We start from the raw sequence: 18,711 nt of genomic DNA, 5'->3' as shown, positions 1-18,711 counted from the left end.
ATTTGTATCTTATGGCTATAAAGTCGTCACAAATGAAGTGTTTTCTTATTTTTTTATTGGTATCGGTTACCACCTTGACCGCACAGAATACCCTGTCTTTACCTGAAGGTGAAACTTCCCCGCCGGCCACCATAGCACAAATAGAATGGATGACGGGGCATTGGAAAGGCAAGGCCTTCGGGGGAATTACCGAGGAAATTTGGAGTCCGCCCGCAGCAGGCACCATGATGTTCGTTTTTAGATTGATATCGGACAACGAAATCGGTTTTTATGAACTTGGACATGTTAGGGAACTAGCCGGCTCTTTAATCTTTGAGTTAAAGCATTTTGGTGCGGACCTTAAAGGCTGGGAAGAAAAAGACGAGGTACAAAGGTTTAAATTTATCAAGGCAGAAGAGAACAGGTTGTATTTTGAAGGGTTTACCTTTGAACGCATCAGCGACCAGGAAATTAACATCTACGGACTCATAGGGAACGAAGACGGCTCCGCCGAGGAAATGAAATTCAATTACAAAAGAACCTAAGGTGGAAAAGCGAACCTGTTTGGAATGTGATACGATAATCATGGGCCGTGTAGACAAAAAATTCTGCAACGATTATTGTCGCAATGCCTATAACAACCGTGTAAACAAGGACAGTAAAAACCTGATGCGCAACATAAATAACCGTCTGCGCAAAAACTACCGCATTTTGGACAGCTTTAAACTAACGGACGGCAAGACCAAAACTACCCGCACCCGTTTACTGGACAAAGGATTTGATTTTGATTTCATCACCAATTTGTATACCACCAAAAAAGGGACTGCGTATTATTTTGTGTACGATTTGGGATATCTGCCTTTGGACAATGATTATTATATGATCGTGAAAAGGGAGTAAGAAGACACTAACCACTAGAGGGGAAATTCTTACTCGAAAGTTTTTAATACAACAGATTTTTGTAGCAATACCAGTTCTCTTTTAAAATTCAGCCAAAGAAATTTAATTGTTTTTTTTGCCTGCGAGAAAGAAAAACCGGCCATAGCCTAGCTACGGCATATTTTTATTTTGAAGTAGGGCGTAAAAAGAAACGATTTATCGGCTTATTTTCAATTGGAAATGGTGTAAGACTGCCTCTAAGGTTGGCAGATTGTTAAATCGTGAAGAAAAACAAAAATAATCACAGCTTAATGAACACCTGATTTAGCTCAACACAAAAGTTTCTACAACGTACGGAATTACCTCCTAAGACCAGTTAGGGGACATTTTGTTATTTATAATTATGCCCACTAAGTTTCAATGCCGCAATAACAATGTCCTTTCTGCTGATCTGGCCAACGAGCACATCATTTTTCATTACGGGCAATCGTCTTCTATTGTGTTTTACGAAAATACCGGCCGCATCAAAAATGGAGGTATCATGAGGAATGGTTTCCACTCCTTTTGTCATAAAGCGCTCTACACTCTTATCCAATATAGGCTGATTAAAATATCGGCTCTCGGATATCTGTTTCATACAATCGGCCTCAGAGATAATACCTACCAAAAACCCGTTGTTGTCCAGAACCGGCCCACCTGAAATATGATTCTTCGCAAATTGTTCCATCACCTCCAAAATGGACTGATCAGGACTGAAGGTAACCAACTTTTTTGTCATGTAATCCTCTACTAAAATAGGAGCGTCAAACTCCTTTTTAACTGTCTTGCGTGCGCCTTGGAAGCTTTTGATACCCATAATAATTCTGTTTAGAGGTTGATTACTAAAGATAGGAAAAAATAATGAATTCCGTAAAAAAATCGATGTACCGTTATTGAAACGCTAATATTTCCTAATTTTAGGGTCGAACACCATACCAATGAAAAAGACAACCTCCGTAGGTACCCTACTACTGATTCTTCTAGCTATTTACTGGAGTTTTAGGTCCCAATTACCCACATACACCAAAGATGCGGATGCCCCTAAAACCGAATTCTCTACAGATCGGGCGTTAACCCATGTAAAAGCTATTTCGCAAGAACCGCACGGGGTAGGTTTTGAAGGTCACGAAAAAGTGAAACAATATATTGTTTCCGAGTTAACCAATTTGGGTCTTGAGACTACGATACAGGAAGGATATACCGCCGGAGACTGGGCAAATTTAAGCAAAGCGGAAAACATCCTCGCCAAAATTAAAGGAACCGAGAACGGGAAGGCCTTATTACTGCTCACACATTACGATAGCAGTCCCCATTCCTCCCTGGGCGCAAGTGACGCCGGTAGTGGCGTAGCAACGATACTAGAAGGAATTAGAGCCTTTTTAGCCCAAGACAAACAACCTAAGAACGACATCATCATTCTTATTACCGATGCAGAGGAACTAGGGCTTAATGGTGCAGATCTATTTGTTAAAAAACATCCGTGGGTAAAAGATGTAGGCTTGGTTCTTAATTTTGAGGCAAGGGGTAGTGGAGGCCCGGGCTATATGCTTATGGAGACCAACCGAGGTAATGGTAACCTTATTAAGGAATTTATTGCTGCGAGTCCAAATTATCCTGTTGCAAATTCCTTGGCCTATAGTATTTACAAAATGCTGCCCAATGATACCGACCTAACGGTATTTAGGGAAGATGCGGACATCGAAGGCTTTAACTTTGCCTTTATAGATGATCATTTCGACTACCATACCGTTCGAGACAGCTATGAACGCTTGGACAGGAACACCCTAGCCCACCAAGGTAGCTATCTCATGCCCTTACTTGCACATTTTAGCGAGATAGACTTAGGTCAGATGAAGAGTCTCAATGATTATGTATACTTTAACATCCCCTTCTTTAAAATGGTCTCGTATCCTTTTGAGTGGATATGGCCAATGTTGGGTTTAGCCGTGCTGTTATTTATTGTCTTTCTTAGTATTGGTGTTAGAAAAAATGTCTTGAACCTTAAGGACATGGCCAAGGGATTCCTACCCCTACTAATTGCCTTGATCATAAATGGCTTGGTCGGTTTTTACGCCTATACCTTTCTAATCTGGCTATATCCTAGTTATGCCGATATGCTTCATGGTTTTACCTATAATGGACATGCCTATATTCTAGCCTTTAGTCTATTCGCCATAGGAGTCTGTTTTTACTCCTATCATAGGTTTAGGGTGGTAAAAACACCTAATTTGCTGGTAGCACCAAGTTTCGTATGGCTTATCGTATGCGGATTAGCTGCAAACTACCTGCCCGGCGCGGCGTTTTTTGTAATCCCCGTTTTTGGGATACTCGTTGCACTTTACATCCTTGTTAATCAAAAAAATCCCAATGCGTTACTATTGGTGTTCTTGGCTATCCCAGCCATTTTTATATTCGCTCCTTTCATAAAAATGTTTCCGGTTGGCTTAGGTTTAAAAATGATGGTGGCCACGACTATTTTTACTACGCTTACCTTCTTTTTGCTGCTTCCGGTATTTTCGCGCTACAAGAACCAATTGGCCATGGCCCTATTAAGTTTTCTTTTGTGTTTAGGTTTCTTGGTATCGGCACACATGACATCAAATTTCTCTAAAGACAATGCTAGGCCTACCAGTCTACTATATGTGATGGATTTGGACGATCAACAATCAAAATGGGCCACTTACGATAAAACGATTTCCGACTGGACCGCTCAATACATTGGCGATAACAGAACCGTCCCCGAACAACTATCCGAAAACACCATAAGTAGTAAATATGGTTCTGGTTTTACGTATGTATCCGAGGCGCCCACGAAAAACATTTTAGGCCCAAAAATAGAAGTCGCTAGAGATACGTTGGTAGGAAATAATAGGGTCTTGGACTTTTGCATTGTACCCCAACGAAACGTAAATAGACTGGAACTATTTACAAATGATGTTGAAATCTCAAAAGCAACGGTGAACGGAATAGCACTTTCCGATTATTTTCTAGCAAACCGAAATAGAGGAAAATTGGTAACACACTATATTAGCGATAACGACTACACCGATATTATTTTAGAAATCCCCAAAGATGCCGTTTTGGAGCTGACCATTTACGAAGCATCCAACGATCTGCTGGATAACGATCAATTCTCAATACCAAAAAGGCCGGAGGACAATATTCCGAAACCCTTTATACTTAATGACGCCATACTAACTACACAAACCCTGATTTTTGACTAAGACAATTGGCATTATGGGCTGCGGCTGGCTTGGATTACCACTAGCAAAAAGCTTACTGGCAGACGGCTATGCGGTATACGGTACGACCACTTCACCAGAAAAATTACAAGTATTGACCAAAGCCGGAATACACGCATTCCATATTTCCATTTCGGAACAAAAAGTAAGTGGTGCTATCGATGAGTTTCTAAAACCGTGTAATGTACTCATCATAAACGTACCGCCGGGATTAAGGGGTAACCGCACAAAAACCTCATATATAGAAAAAATGCAACGGTTATTGGAATGCGTAAAAGAAAGTCCCGTTAAGAAAGTGATTTTCGTAAGCAGTACATCGGTATACGGAGACGAGCAAGGTGAAGTAAACGAGGAAACCACACCAATACCTACAACGGAATCGGGAAAGCAACTCTTAAATAGCGAACAACTGTTCAAAGGCCAAACCCATTTTAAAAGTACGGTTCTACGATTTGGTGGACTAATAGGTCCAGATAGGCATCCCATTAACATGCTCTCCGGCAAGGAAAACCTAAAAAACGGAGATGCGCCTGTAAACCTTATTCATAGAAACGACTGTATTCGCATACTAAAACAAATAATTCATGAAAAACAATGGGGAGAAACGATCAACGCAGTACATCCAGAGCATCCAACTAAACGGGTTTATTACACACAAATAGCGGTTAAAAAACACTTGCCTCCCCCCAGATACAGTGTATCTGCACACAAAAATTATAAAATTATCAATTCTTGTAAGTTTTTTCTTACTAATAATAGGGATGATTTCACATCGTTGTAGTATTAATTCACAACAGATTTATCGATTTTCACAACAGAATCCTTATTATATTGTTAATATATATCTGATTTTTAAGTACTTATCGATGAAATGCATATCTTTATATAAACCTTATAAATTGATATGTCATGGAAAAGTCAAAATTGAAAGGAAAGATCTTAATGGAGTTGGATACCTTGATATCCCTAAGTTGTAAGAGTAGCAAAAGCCTTAAAAAGTATGAAGAGCTTCACATCGCCCTACTCAAAAAGTACTACAATGCCGCCGATGTGAATATAGATTATCATAGGCATCGCGTTAAAATGGATATTGTAACGGATGACACTTTTTATGACCCGAAAAAAGTAAATACACATTTACCGATATTGTATACCAATCTATTGTTCGATAATCTAAAAAGCTTTCTTAGCTCTTGTATAGATAACGATGAAAAAAGTATTGGCTTTTATTCTCAGCTATTAACCAGTTTTACCGGTAAGAAGCTTACCCCTAGTTTAGTCTAATCCATTTTAATCATTATTACGGCACATAGTAAACCAAGTTACTTCTTAGTCTACTTAATCTTAGATTAATCTGGTCAATCAAAGCCCTAGAAAGCACTAAAAAGAAAAATAGAACGGAAAATAAAGGGGTTATCACGGTTCGTTTTATTACTCAAATTAGTTTCACTATCCCAAATAATACAGGGCGCCGTAGGGCGCTTTTTCCTTTTTCTCATATTTAAACCTTTCCTTAACAAGTTCTTAAGAATTATTTTAATAGTTTAGCCCACCTAAAAAAATAATCAAAATGAAAAAAGTATTTCTCGTGCTCACTATGCTAGTAGGAATTGGCATTAATGCACAAACTACGACCGATCTAAAGGCGCACTATGAGGCATTTTACAAAGAAATGCGTTTACAGGGCGATGTTACAGGTGTTATAAACGCACTTACCCATTTAAACATTCTAGCTCCCACACAAGCACGTAGGGATACCCTTGCATATATTTATGCCAATGAAAACCAGCACATGCAGGCATTGAATACTATTGGTATTGAAAAACTAGCTACAGATTCCGACCTTGCCGTGCAAGTAAAGGCAATTTCCCTAAAGGCACTGAACCAGCCCAAAAGAGCACTAGAGCATTTTGAGGTTTTGAATACCAGAATGCCAAATCCATATTTGGCTTACGAGCTCGCCGACCTTAAAATTCAATTGAGTGACATAGCGGGTGCCACCACCCATATAGAATATGGCATTGCAAATGCAAAAGACGATATGAAGTATGCATTCTATGAGCGCCAACAACCTTATGAAGCATCGCTTAAAGCGGCATTTTTGCATCTAAAAGCTTTAGTAGCCTTTAACAAGGATCAAAATGATTTAGATACCGCTATCGGGTTTATAGATGAAGCTTTGGCCATAGACCCTAATTTTAACCTTGCCAGCCTAAGCAAACAAGCGTTGGAATCCAAAAAAACGACACCTGAGGAGTCTAAGGAATAGTATTTCTAGAAATCACCCTATATTTCGAAAGTAAGGATAAGCCGTTTGACCTATTCGCGGTTGGAACGGTCTAAAAAATCTACAACAACAAAACCTAATTGGCTTTGTTTAGAATAAGATCTTCCGGAAGCGTATTATTAACCTCTACATTTAGCTGATTGCGAAAACTATTATAAGCCGCTATCATTTCGGTAATAGAAACTTTAGGGTCTTGACGGTATTCCAAGTCGCCCTTTGTTTTTAATATAAAGGTTTTGAGTACTTTCTGACGGCCCTTAACCTGAGGAATATCAAATTCGACCGGGTATGTAGACGATTCCAAGGCTTTCTGGTTTTCCACTAGGTCTTCAATAATAAGTACAAGATCCTCCCTGTACGTAGCGTCATACATACGGTCAAAGCTAGCATCAAAGGTGTTAAAGGCCGCCCAGTCGGCAACAATGGATTTGGACTTGCCGTTAAGGGCTATCTTTGTAGGAAGTTGGCTCGCAGCAATCTCCCACTCGGTTTCTTGCCCATCGTCGAGTGCTACATTGATATCCTTGCAAGATACAGATACCACTAGTAACGTAAATAAATAACGGATTTTTGACATGGGACGAATGTACAAATTTTAAGAAAAGGTATCTTTATGCTCGAATTGTTTTAACTCATTATTTAGATGCAAAAATACATATTGATCATAGGTGCGTGCGGACAAATAGGAACAGAACTAACCATGGCCCTTCGCGAAAAACATGGAAACGACCATGTAATCGCCAGCGATATACGTGAAGGAAACGATAACTTGATGGAAAGTGGGCCTTTTGAAATCTTGGATGCAACCGATTATGATGCTTTAGAAGAAGTAATTGCCTATTATGAAATTAACGAGGTATATCTCATGGCGGCCATGCTAAGTGCTACCGCCGAAAAATTCCCCATGAGGGCTTGGAACCTGAATATGAATTCGCTTTTTAATGTCTTAAATCTGGGCAAAGAAAAAAAGATAGATAAAATTTTCTGGCCATCTAGTATTGCCGTTTTTGGACCCAATACGCCAAAAGATCATACGCCTCAAAATACGATTATGGAGCCCAGCACCGTATATGGTATAAGTAAGCAGAGTGGTGAACGCTGGTGCGAATATTATTTTAACAAGTTTGATGTTGATGTACGCAGCATTCGCTATCCGGGCCTCATTAGTTGGAAAACCATGCCCGGTGGCGGTACTACGGATTACGCCGTAGAAATATACCACAAAGCGCTGTCCGATGGAGCTTACACATGCTTTCTAAAAGAAGATACCGCCTTACCAATGATGTTTATGGACGATGCCATTCGCGCCACCTTACAGCTTATGGAGGCGGAGGGCAATCGTATTAAAGTGCGCTCCTCGTATAACTTGTCCGGTATGAGTTTTACACCAAGCGAAATGGCCCAGAGCGTTCAGGGGAAGTTGCCAAATTTCAAAATGTCCTACGCCCCGGATTTTAGACAGGCCATTGCCGATTCTTGGCCCAGTAGTATAGATGATTCAAATGCACAACAGGATTGGGGCTGGAAAGCGGAGTTTGACTTAAAAAGGACCACGGAGGAGATGTTGGCAAACCTGAAACCGGATTAAAGCCATTATGTAACTACCGAACAACAAAGAACTCTTAAAAATAGAGATTGAAAACGATCAAAAAATATTCCCAAATCCAACAGTATATCAAAAAACGGATACAAACAGGCGTCTACCCGATCAATAGTTATTTGCCCTCGGAAAACGAAATTTGTGAGAAATTCAACACCACTAGGACTACGGTAAGAAAAGCCCTGGACGAGTTGCTACGAGAAGGGTTTATCGAAAAAGAGCAGGGAAAGGGAAGCAAGGTCATTGAGCGCCGAAAATCCTTGGGACTGCTAACGGTAAAAGGCTTCTCTGGAGCTACAGATTATAAAGTAAAAACAAAGCTCACACAAGCACCCAAAATTACGGATTGGGACCCAATTATCGTTTTTGGCTTAACGCGTGAAGAGCAGAAATCAAAATGTGTTTATTTTCAACGGATTCGTCACATAAATGGAAAACCTGTAGTTCTGGAGAACAATTGGTATGCCCTAAACGCCATGGAAATCATTAAGCCTACCGAATTCATAGAAGGTTCCTTCTTTAAAACCCTAAGTCAAAAATATTTTATTGAAATTATGGGTGCCGAACAAGAGCTAAGATCTATTCCTGCTACAGCGGAAATAGCCAAAAGCCTTGAGCTTGCCGAAGGCGAACCCATTCTTCATATTTCCGTGAGATTTAGGACCAGTAAGCCCGGTTTCAATCTCTATGGAGATCTGTACTGCAATACCAGTGAGTATCCCATTCGTAACACCTATTTTTCGTAAGCCATTATCCCAGTTACTTTCAGCAATAACACATGCTTCTTCCCTTAGTAGCCGAAGGCAAGGCTCGGAAGGGGTCGAGCCCGAGCCGTTCCGAGACCCCCGAACCCGTATTCACGCCTAGGTAATGGCGATAAAAAGAATGGTTTGGAAAGGCTTTTATTTTAATATATCCATCAAAAAAAGGAATACAAGCTTTTAGGATTATCAAAAAACAGCTTTTGATAATAATCTTCTAAGCCTTTTGATTTCAGGAAATTTGGAATGGTCTCAATTAGATAATTTAAACCGGGACTGCCGCCATAACTTTTCCAATAGGCGTTTTTGGCCATGTCCATACCTAGGGTAATCTGCTCGGGATAGTCCGGTAGTAGGTGCTCTAGCAAATTAAAGGTGTGGTTGGTTTCCCCTTTCTTCCATCTAAAGGCACTATCATATTCCACCCGGACACCAACATCCAAAACCGAACGGTTATAATCCACACTTTTGGCGCGGTCTACATGGGACAGTACTACGTGCTCCAGTTTTGCGCCCAACTGCTCAAATAGTTGTGCCTGTTCCAAGGCCTGCCTCCCAAAATTGGTATGGGTCAGGATAGGAGCCCCGGTTTCTAAATGTGCGTTGACCACTGCCCGGAAAATAAGTTCTTGGTGTTTGGTAAAAGGGTCGTCCCCGGTAGCCAGTTTTATGAGTCCGGCTTTGTAAGGCGTGCGTTTTACAAAAGGGCCCGAATAGTCAAAGGCATCGATTCCTTCTTCAATATCGGCAATAAAGAGTCGGGTAAGTTCATCTTCGGAATAGCCGTAACGCCAATGGTTCTCCGGATAATACTGTTCTAAATGAATGCCCGTTGGCACTACGATATGCACGCCACTTCGTTGGCTTACTTCTACCGACTTTAATACATTACGGCCGGCATTGGCAGGCATGGTGTCTATGACCGTTCTTCCGCCCGCCTTATAAAAATGGAGAAGTTCCTCGGCTATTCTATCGGTATCGTTCAATAAAAATTCGGGATGCTTTCCGGTGACATAGCAATCATCGATAACAATATGTTCGTGTGCGTAGGTTAGCCCCATCTCCGCACTTGGCAGATCTCCCCGCACTGTTCTAAAAAAATCCTTGTTCATAGTAGTCCTTGATTATTTGCCCAGCCGTTGCGAGAGGTATCCGCAATGGCATCGGGTAGTTCCAACACGGCACCTAAACGCACCAAGCTGTCTTGCAATTTTTTAATATCGATGTTTTTTGCGTCCGAATCGTGCCCCAAAGAAAGTACCGCGGCCATCCCTGCAGCCTGACCCATACTCATGGTCTGTGCCATAGATCGGCACGAGGCATGCGCATCGTGGGTAGCGGAAAAACAACGGCCTACCACCCAAACGGTCTGGGTTTCCTTAGGAACGATAGTACCATAAGGCACACCGTAAATACCGCCATTGGGCACGTATTGCCAAAAGGTTTCCGAACCTCCGTCCGGACCTTTCCTATGGTCCTCAATGGGCGCACCACAAAGAAAGATTTGGTCAGCAAAGGTCTTGGCTTGCATACAATCCTCTTTTGTGAGTCGGTAATTACCATAGACCCTTCTGGTCTCCCGTACCCCGATCTGATGGGAAAGTCCTATAATTTTTGCATTTTCATACCCGGGTACCTCAGCCCTAAAAAAATCCTCGAAAACAAAGGACTGTCGCCTGCCCTCTATTTCGGCCTTGGTAATGCCTTCTACATCCAAGGGGTCTAAGTCGGTCACCTTAACGGCTACGGTGGAAATACATTTGGGCTGACACATCTCGTGCGCACTTCCCTCTTTTCTAGATAAGGGATGCGTTCCCTTGCTATACGCTTCCGCCATCTTCTCCTTCAGCATTTTTTTACCTCCGGCAGCTTCGTATATATCGTGTTCCACGTTGGACATCCGAAAGGTGGTCGTCATACTCTGTGCAGGTGCCTTTTCCCCAGCTTTTTCATACCCGATATCCGCCCAATGACAAAAATCCGCATCTCCCGATGCATCTATAACACGCTTTGCGGTAATGGTAAAGAAGCCAGTACCTTTATGGAAAAAGACACAAACAGTTTGCGCTCCAAGCTTTTCTACGCCTACCAAAGTTGTGTGGTAAAAAAGTTCCACACCACTTTTAAGCAGGAGCTTATCCCATACCTGTTTCAATTTTTCCGGATTATAATTGACCCCGGTACCGGCACCATAGGTGTTGGGCCTCAAGAATATATCCCCGGAGGTATCCAAGGCGTTCACAATAGTATCCGGTATACCGCCCACTATTTTTTTAGGGCTATCGGACGGCGTAAAAAAGCCGTAAAAGGTATCCAGCATTTGTGTAGAGGTCCCGCCCGGAAATCCGTAACGTTCTACAAGGGTGACCTTGTATTTACTGTTAGCGGCCGCTATGGCAGCCGTAGATCCGGCACTGCCGCTACCAATGATAAGAATATCCGTTTGATAGGTTTTGGCGATTACAGAAGAAAATGTCATACTACTATTATTTAGGACCTACGTTGGCGTACAATTTGGCCAATAAATGTGCATGTTCGTCATAGGCGGATTCAAACAAATCTACCGCACGCTGGTCGCCCACAATTTTGCCACTGCTCAATACTTTAGGGGATTTTCCGCTTTCATGAAGTATTTTCGCCGTTTCGGCCTTTAGACAATTAATAAGTAATACACCACCTAGGGTAGAACCAGGTGCCACGGGCGAATCCAGTCCGTCCAAATAGATCATGGCATCGCCCAAGGGTGCACCCGTATCCAGTACATAATCGGCAAAATCTATCAATTTTTTTCCGTCGGATTTCTTTGAGGTACTGCCTTCCAGGTGCAGTTTGCTCACTAGCGCCACCACTTTTACGTTTCGCCTTTGAAATTCCTCGGCCATTTCTATGGGTACCACATTACATCCGCTGGAAGAAACCACCAACGCCGTATCCTGCTCGCTGGTATCAAAATTCCTAAGAATCCGTGAAGCGAGTCCGGGAACGTTCTCCAAAAACATAGCCTGCCGCTGTCCGTTGGCGCCTACCACCAAGTTGTGAAAGGAAAGGGAGAGCTCCACAATGGGGTTGAACCCTGGAAAGGAACCGTACCTGGGCCACATTTCCTCTACCATCATCCGGCTGTGACCGGACCCAAAGAGATGCACCATCCGCCCTGCCAAAATGGATTTGGCGAACAACTGCGCTACTTCTTGGATGACTTTTTCCTGTTCGGCCACGACCGAGACAATGTCTTTTCCTTTTGCTAAATATTCCTGTGTAACACTCATACTTTTTTTTGTTTATGTTTTGTTTTTGCGAAAAATGCGGCACCCATGGCGCCCGCATACGCGCCCAATTTGGCATGGACTATTTTTGCCCTATACCCTCCAGGCCTCCATTCATACTTTTCCATATACGTTTCCAAAGGCCGCATCAAAGCCTTGTTTGCTCCTGCCGCAATACCGCCGCCCAACACAATCAGTTCGGGCGAAAGGATGTTGGTCAACGAAGCGAGTCCTACCGCTAATTTTTGGACGGACTCCAGCCACCAAATCCTTGCTTTTTCATCACCTTGTTCATAGGCGGCTACCAATTCCCTAACCGATTTGTACCTGCCCCCGGTTCTTTCCGAAACCGAAAAATTTCCCACGGCATGCTCCAAACTGCCCGGCATATTGGTCATAGTTGGCTCCCCATTATACTGAACCGTCATGTGGCCGACATGCCCGGCACGCTGTAAATTACCTTGGTACAATGCACCGTTAACAATAATACCGCCACCTACACCGGTTCCTAGCGTAAGCATGAGCAAATGTTGCACGCCTTGACTACGATAAAACGATTCATATTCCGCCAAACAGGCGGAGTGTCCATCGTTGAGCGCATATATAGATCTGCCTACTGCTTCTGACCAATTGAACTGCTCTATTCCTTGCAGCCTTTCGGGCATGTGCAAGGTCATTTTATGCTGCGCATCTACCAGGCCGGGCGCGGAAATGGCACAGCGTAGGGCTTCCGGATTTGCCTTTGCATAAGTTTCGGATTTGTTTTCGATGAGGTCGATGATCTTCCTTTTCCACCGCTCCTTTTCGGGTGCCGAATCTTCCGTAAGTACTTCGCTTTGCTCCAACACGGTTCCTTCTTCGTTTAAAACCACGGTTTTGATCTTGGTTCCGCCAATATCGATTCCTAAATAATAGTGTTCCATAACAAATAGAAATCAATATTGACCTTCGCTCAGCGTCCAGCCCCCATCGACCGCCAAGACCTGTCCCGTTATAAATTTAGAGTCCGGATGCAGGAACATCAATACCGCGCTGTTGATATCTTCCGATGCTCCGGGGCGGCCACCGTCCAAAGGTTGTTTGGTTTTTAAAAAGTGAAGAATGGCATCGTCCTCGGCGGCTCGTTTGGCCATGGGCGTAATGAAGAGGCTCGGTGCAATTACGTTTACACGGATGTTCTTGTTGGCATAGTAAGCGGCTATGGATTTTGAAAACCCGATAATGGCCGATTTTGCCGCCGCATACGCATGGGTGGTAAAGTATTTGGGTGACGGACTAAATCCCAACACGGAGCCCATGTTCAAAATGACCCCGTTACGACCCTGTTCCAAAAAATAATTGACCATTGCCTGGTTGGACAGCATCATGGAGGTAAGGTTCAGTTCCATGGTTTTGTTCCAGCCCTCAAGTGTTATTTTATCCAATGGTCCGTCTCCCCATTTTCTTCCGCTACCACCGGCCACATGAAAGAGTCCTGAAATAGTTCCAAAGGTATCATGCGCGATAGAAATGGCGGCTTTCATGGTTTTTGCATTTGTTGCGTCTCCACAAAAAAAAAGGGCTCCCGCACCCAAAGTCTCTTGCGCCGAAGCGCAGCTTTCCAGATTCCTGCCTACGACAAGGACATTGGCTCCTTTTTCCTTTAAGGCGATTGCGGAAGCCAGTCCCATGCCGGTAGTGCCTCCCATGATAATGTACGTGGTGTCTTTAAAATTCATATCCTTTTAGGTTGCCCAAACTTTAGTGCCTTTTTCGTACTGAATACAGGCCTCAAACTTTCCCGGTAGCGGTAAGTATTCCCGTGCCTGTGTCATTCCTATTTCCGAGGTAAAATAGCCGGAAAGCGTTAAACTTTTCAGTTGTTGAAAGTAATGTGGCGGTATCTTCTCTTGCCCTTCCCTTTCTTCATAATAGGCTTCCGCCTCGACCTGCAAGGTTTGTAACAGTGCCAATTTATCTTCCGCTTTGGCGGATTCAAAAGCACTTGAAAAGGTCTTTGCCGCCCGGGCATCCAAATCGTTCAATCCCTCCAAAAAAATACCCTGTTCCTCCGCAGGCATGCAATCTTGGTACATTAGCAGCATATAAGCACCGATGTTGACAGCCTTTGCCCCCGGGGAATCTGCCGTTGTGGGTATAATGGCCTCCCCAATTTCATCCAATAAAGGAATATCGGCCTCGGAAAGGGTTGTTCTGGGTGTTGGTCTGTATTCACAGCCCTGCATCAAACTTAACGATGGCACCGCTAACAGGCCGCCCGTGCCCAAGGTTAATCGATGTATAAAGGTCTTTCTTTTCATCTGTTTATTTTTACAGTTCTTTCATTTGTAGGTCCATAGCATTTTGTTTTATAATACATTAGCCTGAAACAGTTCAGGTGGATGACCACTTTTGTTTTTAAACCAAGCCCTATTTTTGATTCTGGCGGATTTTCATCTTAAATATGATTGACACCTTTCATAAAACACTCATAAACAAGTAAATAAATGTAGTTCATAGTTCGGTGCTTTTATTGAATTTTGGGCATTACAATTGCGGTTTGGGCGCTCACCCCTCCGTCTTCCTCCCGAAAAGGGTCGGAATCCACCTCCCCTTGAAAAAAGGGGAGGAGCTTTTTACTACCTTTATTCATCAATATAAATAACCTACATTTCATTTTTCGCCATAAGATATTCTTTATGAGAGTCGATGCTATCTTAAAAGATTAAATTTAAAGATTCATTTTCTTGAGTTCGTTCACGGCAAAATCGGCCGCTCGTGCGGTCAGGGCCATATAGGTCAGGGATGGATTTTGACAGGCACTGGAGGTCATACAGGAACCATCGGTTACGAAGACGTTCTCCGCTCCCCAGACTTGATTGTTCCCGTTCAATACCGATGTTTTTGGGTCGCGGCCCATGCTAGCAGTTCCCATTTCGTGAATGTTAAGGCCAAAATTCCGGAATTCCTTTTTATCCGTGATATTCTTGAACTTCAACTTATCCAACATTTCCATGGCGGTCTGTACCATATCCTTGGTCATAGCGGTCTCGTTCTGCTTGTACTCGGCTTCTATTTCCAAGAGTGGCATGCCCCATTCATCCACTTTGTCCGGACTCAGTGAAATATGATTTTCGTGATAGGGCAAACACTCGCCCATACCACTAAGCCCAAATTTCCAAGACCCCAACTGCGTCATGTCCGCTTTTAAGGTTTGTCCAACGGCCGTTTCACTGATTTCGGTGGAAGCGCTTCTTGAGGCACCGCCCGCGTAGGCATAGCCCCTTTTGAAATCGGGATGCTCCTCCTTGCCCACATTCCTAAAACGCGCCAAATAGGTTCCCGTGGGCCGCCGGCCCGAATAATAGCGATCCTCAAATCCTTCATATTCGCCTTCTACCTTGCAATTGTAGTTATGGTCCATAAGGTTATGCCCCAATTCCCCGGAATCGTTACCCATGCCATTGGGAAACCGGTCGGATTTGGAATTTAGCAACAACAGCGTGGAGTTCAGGGTAGCACCGTTTACGAATACTATTTTGGCGTAGTATTCCCTAACTTCCTTGGTGTTGGTGTCAACGACCCGTACGCCAGTAGCTTTACCGGTATCGGTATCGTATAGGATGGATTGTGCCACGGAAAAAGGGCGTATGGTCATGTTTCCCGTTTTTTCGGCAGCCGGTAAGGTAGAGGAATTACTGCTGAAATAGCCACCAAAAGGACAGCCCCTGCTGCATAAACTCCTGTATTGACAGGGTCCCCGCCCGTTGATCCTGGCCGTAAGGTTCGCTGTTCTGGAAATGACCAAATGGCGGTCGTCATAATGTTTCTTTAAGGTCTCCTGTACATGTTTTTCCAAACAGTTCATTTCCATAGGTGGCAGAAATTCCCCATCGGGTATTACGGCTAGTCCGTCCCTGTTTCCACTTATACCGGCAAATTTTTCCACATAGCTGTACCAAGGAGCGATATCCCCATACCGGATAGGCCAATCGATACCGATACCGTCTTTGGCATTGGCCTCAAAATCCATATTGCTCCACCGTTGTGTCCACCGTGCCCAAAGCAAGGACTTGCCCCCTACCTGGTAGCCACGTATCCAATCGAAGGGTTTTTTCTGCTCGTAGGGATGCTCCGTGTCCTTAACAAAAAAGTGCTCCGTAGCTTCGTTAAAAGCATAACAGCGACTTACCACGGGATTCTCGTCCTTTATTTTTTGCGGGATGGTACCGCGGTGCTTAAATTCCCATGGGTGCATGGTAGCGGTGGGGTAGTCCTTAATATGTTCTACCATCCTGCCCCGTTCCAAGACCAAGGTTTTCAGTCCTTTTTCGCAGAGTTCCTTAGCGGCCCATCCGCCGCTGATGCCGGATCCTATCACAATAGCGTCATAGGTATTCTCCGCAGTTCCTTTTCCGTTGATGTACATAAATTCAGATGTTATTCTTCTGCCCGGGTCACTTTTCTTGAGACCGCGCCCGTATTTTTATTTTTTAGGATGACGGCAACATCACCGTTGGGTAAAATTTCCTCTTTTACCAGATAGTGATGCTCATCGTAGGATGCCCATTTTTTTTGGGATTTCTCAGGTGCGTCCCCACGCCAGTCCTCCAGGATTACAGGCTCCCAAAGTTTTGTTTCGGCGGACTTAAAGGCAGCGTCCAAAATCGCGTTGACCACATAGCCGTCATAAAATGTTTCCAGCGGCTCCCTGCCTTCCTCTATGGCCGAGAACATATCGGTAAACATGTGCGGATAGCCCAGTTCGTGCGCTTCGTCCCCCACGGGGAACAACCAACCGGTATTGGATTCCGCCTTTTCAGCTACATAACCATCACCGCCCTTGCCGGTAGTAAACATTTCAAAACCCGTACGAAGAAAACTATTGACCCAAATGGTGCCTTCCGTACCCATAACCTCATCGCGCAGATCCATACCGCCCCTAAAGGTCCAACTGACCTCGAACTGTCCAATGGCACCATTGGCATATTTGACCAGGCCAATGGCGTGATCCTCCGCATCTATGGGGTGCACTTGCGTATCTGCCCAACACATCACCTCAATGGGCTTTATATTTTTTCCGATAAAATTCCGGCTAATCTCCACACAATGGCAGCCCAGGTCTATAATGGCACCACCACCGGATTGTTCCTTGTCCCAAAACCAATCGCTATGCGGGCCGGGATGTGTTTCCCTTGATTTTGCCCAAAGCACCTCGCCAATAGCCCCTTTTTTAACGCTCTCCATGGACTTCAGGAATTTTGGGGTATAACACAAGTCCTCCAAATAGCCGCCAAAAATACCTGCCTGCTCTACGGCATCCAACATGCGCTTGGCCTCGGCAGCCGTCCTGCCCAAAGGTTTTGTGCAGATTACATGCTTTTTGAATTTTACACAAGCATGTACGGCAGCTTCGTGCAAATGGTTGGGAAGGGAAATCAACACCACATCCACATCCGGATGCGCAATAGCTTCATCCATGTCCGTGCTGTAATACGGTAGGCCATAATCGCTTGCAAAACGCTTTGCATTCTCCTCATTTCTTGAATACACCATTACCACCTCGTCTTTTCTGCGCTGTGCGTGCAAGGATTCCGCATAAAACCTGGCTATAAAACCAGAACCTAATACTGCTATTTTCATACTACCTTATATTACGTTTAGGACCATTTAAATGTCTCTTTAATAAAATCCCTGCTCATTTTCCAATTCTCCTTCAACTCGTTCTCCGGGGTAAAGTTGTCCGGAAAAGCCAACTCTATGGCCGCTTGTCCATTAAAATTTTGAGCTTCCAAGGCTGTTGCGATAGGCTGGAAATCCGTATCGCCCTGACCTACATATTCGCTCCACGTCCCATCTTTATATTCATCGCGAATATGGAGATAAACGATTTGCTTGCCGTAGGTATTAATGAAATCTACCGGATCTACACCGGCACGTATAAGCCAATTGATATCAGGGCCCAGTTCAAAATCGGGAATACGGGCCAAGGTGCCTTTAAGGTCGTGCATATCGTGCTCCACCTCGTAGGTGTGGTTGTGTAAGTTGGCCACGATTCCGCTATCGGTACAAATAGCCCTTATTTTCTTCAGCAGATCGGCCTGGGCGTCCAGTTCCGCTTCCGTTTTTAGCCCTTTCGGTTTGCTGCCCACGGAAATACCAAAGGTCTTGCCACCCACTTTTCCCAGTCGCGGCACTACGGTTTTAATATCTTCTAAGATCGTTTTATGTTGTGCAACATCCCACATACCAAAACCTACGCCATAGGACGATCCGGAAACCGGCACTTTGTATTTAGAACTAAGTGCATTTAGACGTGGTACGGCATCATCGTGCCGCAGTTGCCCTTCCATGAGTTCGAGACCTTGGATACCAGCGTAACTCAGGTCGGAAAAAATGGTATCCAATACTGGCGTGCAATCCCAATTGGGCGGGAATTTGCTCGCATATACCCACAAATGGGCATTAATAGGTATTTTTTTTACCTGCGTTTCACAGGCCATGGCGTTCATAGCTACCGATGGCAGTAAAAAGGACGCTGCAGCACCCGCGGCCGACTTTTTTAAAAAGACTCTTCGGGCATTGTTTGTTTTAGATGACATAGATTACAAAATAGGATGAGTGGCACGCGCCGTAATTTTATGCCCTAAATATAACAGTTTTAACTTGTACGTACAAG

Annotated in this window: 19 protein-coding genes; 8 read left to right on the top strand and 11 right to left on the bottom strand. The window is 43.9% G+C overall.

The features are described 5' to 3' along the window. Positions 1 to 32 precede the first annotated feature (32 nt). Together ACFQZJ_RS01750 and ACFQZJ_RS01745 are read left to right on the top strand one after the other, a co-directional pair. Positions 33 to 524 carry a DUF6265 family protein gene (locus ACFQZJ_RS01750; protein WP_379931844.1) on the top strand — a complete coding sequence of 164 codons (492 nt, stop codon included), beginning with the start codon at positions 33 to 35 and terminating at the stop codon, positions 522 to 524. Between the two features lie 40 nt (positions 525 to 564). Beyond that, the gene (locus tag ACFQZJ_RS01745; RefSeq protein WP_379933103.1) at positions 565 to 879 is read left to right on the top strand and encodes a hypothetical protein; all 315 of its coding nucleotides are present in this window, start codon (positions 565 to 567) and stop codon (positions 877 to 879) included. Positions 880 to 1,249: 370 nt separating this feature from the next. Here the strand turns inward: ACFQZJ_RS01745 and ACFQZJ_RS01740 are convergent, their stop codons facing one another. Then, positions 1,250 to 1,714 (bottom strand): CBS domain-containing protein, encoded by a 465-nt coding sequence (locus ACFQZJ_RS01740; RefSeq protein WP_379931843.1) that lies wholly within the window; start codon positions 1,712 to 1,714, stop codon positions 1,250 to 1,252. A gap of 121 nt (positions 1,715 to 1,835) precedes the next feature. Between ACFQZJ_RS01740 and ACFQZJ_RS01735 the strand changes: the two genes are divergently transcribed. The 4 genes from ACFQZJ_RS01735 (at position 1,836) to ACFQZJ_RS01720 (ending at position 6,408) form a co-directional block, all read left to right on the top strand. Beyond that, positions 1,836 to 4,121 carry a M28 family peptidase gene (locus ACFQZJ_RS01735; protein ID WP_379931842.1) on the top strand — a complete coding sequence of 762 codons (2,286 nt, stop codon included), beginning with the start codon at positions 1,836 to 1,838 and terminating at the stop codon, positions 4,119 to 4,121. After that, the gene (locus ACFQZJ_RS01730; protein WP_379931841.1) at positions 4,114 to 4,920 is read left to right on the top strand and encodes an SDR family oxidoreductase; all 807 of its coding nucleotides are present in this window, start codon (positions 4,114 to 4,116) and stop codon (positions 4,918 to 4,920) included. The genes ACFQZJ_RS01735 and ACFQZJ_RS01730 overlap by 8 nt, the downstream gene beginning before the upstream one ends. A 128-nt stretch (positions 4,921 to 5,048) precedes the next feature. After that, on the top strand, positions 5,049 to 5,423 hold the full coding sequence (locus tag ACFQZJ_RS01725) for a hypothetical protein (protein ID WP_379931840.1): 375 nt from the start codon (positions 5,049 to 5,051) through the stop codon (positions 5,421 to 5,423). A gap of 286 nt (positions 5,424 to 5,709) precedes the next feature. Beyond that, positions 5,710 to 6,408, top strand: a complete 699-nt coding sequence (locus ACFQZJ_RS01720; RefSeq protein WP_379931839.1) for a hypothetical protein — start codon at positions 5,710 to 5,712, stop codon at positions 6,406 to 6,408. A 94-nt stretch (positions 6,409 to 6,502) separates the two neighbouring features. Here ACFQZJ_RS01720 and ACFQZJ_RS01715 read toward each other — a convergent pair whose 3' ends face one another. After that, positions 6,503 to 7,003, bottom strand: a complete 501-nt coding sequence (locus ACFQZJ_RS01715; protein WP_379931838.1) for a hypothetical protein — start codon at positions 7,001 to 7,003, stop codon at positions 6,503 to 6,505. Between the two features lie 66 nt (positions 7,004 to 7,069). Between ACFQZJ_RS01715 and ACFQZJ_RS01710 the strand changes: the two genes are divergently transcribed. Together ACFQZJ_RS01710 and ACFQZJ_RS01705 are read left to right on the top strand one after the other, a co-directional pair. Continuing rightward, positions 7,070 to 8,014 (top strand): NAD-dependent epimerase/dehydratase family protein, encoded by a 945-nt coding sequence (locus ACFQZJ_RS01710; RefSeq protein WP_379931837.1) that lies wholly within the window; start codon positions 7,070 to 7,072, stop codon positions 8,012 to 8,014. Between the two features lie 47 nt (positions 8,015 to 8,061). Next, on the top strand, positions 8,062 to 8,772 hold the full coding sequence (locus ACFQZJ_RS01705) for a GntR family transcriptional regulator (protein ID WP_379931836.1): 711 nt from the start codon (positions 8,062 to 8,064) through the stop codon (positions 8,770 to 8,772). Positions 8,773 to 8,945: 173 nt separating this feature from the next. On the opposite strand, the gene ACFQZJ_RS01700 is transcribed toward ACFQZJ_RS01705, so the two are convergent. The 9 genes from ACFQZJ_RS01700 to ACFQZJ_RS01660 form a co-directional block, all read right to left on the bottom strand. Continuing rightward, a complete protein-coding gene (locus tag ACFQZJ_RS01700) occupies positions 8,946 to 9,899 on the bottom strand; it encodes a phosphotriesterase family protein (RefSeq protein ID WP_379931835.1) in 954 nt (317 codons plus the stop codon). Beyond that, a complete protein-coding gene (locus ACFQZJ_RS01695; RefSeq protein WP_379931834.1) occupies positions 9,896 to 11,266 on the bottom strand; it encodes an FAD-dependent oxidoreductase in 1,371 nt (456 codons plus the stop codon). The genes ACFQZJ_RS01700 and ACFQZJ_RS01695 overlap by 4 nt, the downstream gene beginning before the upstream one ends. A 7-nt stretch (positions 11,267 to 11,273) precedes the next feature. Next, a complete protein-coding gene (locus tag ACFQZJ_RS01690) occupies positions 11,274 to 12,056 on the bottom strand; it encodes a sugar isomerase domain-containing protein (RefSeq protein ID WP_379931833.1) in 783 nt (260 codons plus the stop codon). Then, positions 12,053 to 12,976 (bottom strand): ROK family protein, encoded by a 924-nt coding sequence (locus ACFQZJ_RS01685; protein ID WP_379931832.1) that lies wholly within the window; start codon positions 12,974 to 12,976, stop codon positions 12,053 to 12,055. Before ACFQZJ_RS01685 ends, ACFQZJ_RS01690 begins: the two co-directional genes overlap by 4 nt. Positions 12,977 to 12,988: 12 nt before the next feature. Further along, the gene (locus tag ACFQZJ_RS01680; protein ID WP_379931831.1) at positions 12,989 to 13,771 is read right to left on the bottom strand and encodes an SDR family NAD(P)-dependent oxidoreductase; all 783 of its coding nucleotides are present in this window, start codon (positions 13,769 to 13,771) and stop codon (positions 12,989 to 12,991) included. Positions 13,772 to 13,777: 6 nt separating this feature from the next. Further along, entirely contained in the window at positions 13,778 to 14,353 is a 576-nt protein-coding gene (locus tag ACFQZJ_RS01675; RefSeq protein ID WP_379931830.1) for a gluconate 2-dehydrogenase subunit 3 family protein, read from the bottom strand. A gap of 410 nt (positions 14,354 to 14,763) precedes the next feature. Then, positions 14,764 to 16,461: a GMC oxidoreductase gene (locus ACFQZJ_RS01670; RefSeq protein ID WP_379931829.1), complete on the bottom strand. Its 1,698-nt coding sequence runs from the start codon at positions 16,459 to 16,461 to the stop codon at positions 14,764 to 14,766. A gap of 11 nt (positions 16,462 to 16,472) precedes the next feature. Beyond that, positions 16,473 to 17,675, bottom strand: coding sequence for a Gfo/Idh/MocA family protein (locus ACFQZJ_RS01665; protein WP_379931828.1), 1,203 nt, complete (start codon positions 17,673 to 17,675; stop codon positions 16,473 to 16,475). A 17-nt stretch (positions 17,676 to 17,692) separates the two neighbouring features. Further along, positions 17,693 to 18,634, bottom strand: coding sequence for a sugar phosphate isomerase/epimerase family protein (locus tag ACFQZJ_RS01660; protein ID WP_379931827.1), 942 nt, complete (start codon positions 18,632 to 18,634; stop codon positions 17,693 to 17,695). Positions 18,635 to 18,711 lie beyond the last annotated feature (77 nt).

This window comes from Maribacter chungangensis, assembly GCF_042676845.1.
In the GTDB taxonomy this organism is placed as follows: domain Bacteria; phylum Bacteroidota; class Bacteroidia; order Flavobacteriales; family Flavobacteriaceae; genus Maribacter; species Maribacter chungangensis.
This window is presented reverse-complemented; position numbering and strand designations above follow the sequence as displayed.

Coding starts and splice junctions, on each gene's coding strand:
- ACFQZJ_RS01750 (WP_379931844.1), top strand. CDS start 33: ATGAAGTGTTTTCTTATTTTTTTATTGGTATCGGTTACCACCTTGACC.
- ACFQZJ_RS01745 (WP_379933103.1), top strand. CDS start 565: ATGGGCCGTGTAGACAAAAAATTCTGCAACGATTATTGTCGCAATGCC.
- ACFQZJ_RS01740 (WP_379931843.1), bottom strand. CDS start 1,714: ATGGGTATCAAAAGCTTCCAAGGCGCACGCAAGACAGTTAAAAAGGAG.
- ACFQZJ_RS01735 (WP_379931842.1), top strand. CDS start 1,836: ATGAAAAAGACAACCTCCGTAGGTACCCTACTACTGATTCTTCTAGCT.
- ACFQZJ_RS01725 (WP_379931840.1), top strand. CDS start 5,049: ATGGAAAAGTCAAAATTGAAAGGAAAGATCTTAATGGAGTTGGATACC.
- ACFQZJ_RS01720 (WP_379931839.1), top strand. CDS start 5,710: ATGAAAAAAGTATTTCTCGTGCTCACTATGCTAGTAGGAATTGGCATT.
- ACFQZJ_RS01715 (WP_379931838.1), bottom strand. CDS start 7,003: ATGTCAAAAATCCGTTATTTATTTACGTTACTAGTGGTATCTGTATCT.
- ACFQZJ_RS01710 (WP_379931837.1), top strand. CDS start 7,070: ATGCAAAAATACATATTGATCATAGGTGCGTGCGGACAAATAGGAACA.
- ACFQZJ_RS01700 (WP_379931835.1), bottom strand. CDS start 9,899: ATGAACAAGGATTTTTTTAGAACAGTGCGGGGAGATCTGCCAAGTGCG.
- ACFQZJ_RS01695 (WP_379931834.1), bottom strand. CDS start 11,266: ATGACATTTTCTTCTGTAATCGCCAAAACCTATCAAACGGATATTCTT.
- ACFQZJ_RS01690 (WP_379931833.1), bottom strand. CDS start 12,056: ATGAGTGTTACACAGGAATATTTAGCAAAAGGAAAAGACATTGTCTCG.
- ACFQZJ_RS01685 (WP_379931832.1), bottom strand. CDS start 12,976: ATGGAACACTATTATTTAGGAATCGATATTGGCGGAACCAAGATCAAA.
- ACFQZJ_RS01680 (WP_379931831.1), bottom strand. CDS start 13,771: ATGAATTTTAAAGACACCACGTACATTATCATGGGAGGCACTACCGGC.
- ACFQZJ_RS01675 (WP_379931830.1), bottom strand. CDS start 14,353: ATGAAAAGAAAGACCTTTATACATCGATTAACCTTGGGCACGGGCGGC.
- ACFQZJ_RS01670 (WP_379931829.1), bottom strand. CDS start 16,461: ATGTACATCAACGGAAAAGGAACTGCGGAGAATACCTATGACGCTATT.
- ACFQZJ_RS01665 (WP_379931828.1), bottom strand. CDS start 17,675: ATGAAAATAGCAGTATTAGGTTCTGGTTTTATAGCCAGGTTTTATGCG.
- ACFQZJ_RS01660 (WP_379931827.1), bottom strand. CDS start 18,634: ATGTCATCTAAAACAAACAATGCCCGAAGAGTCTTTTTAAAAAAGTCG.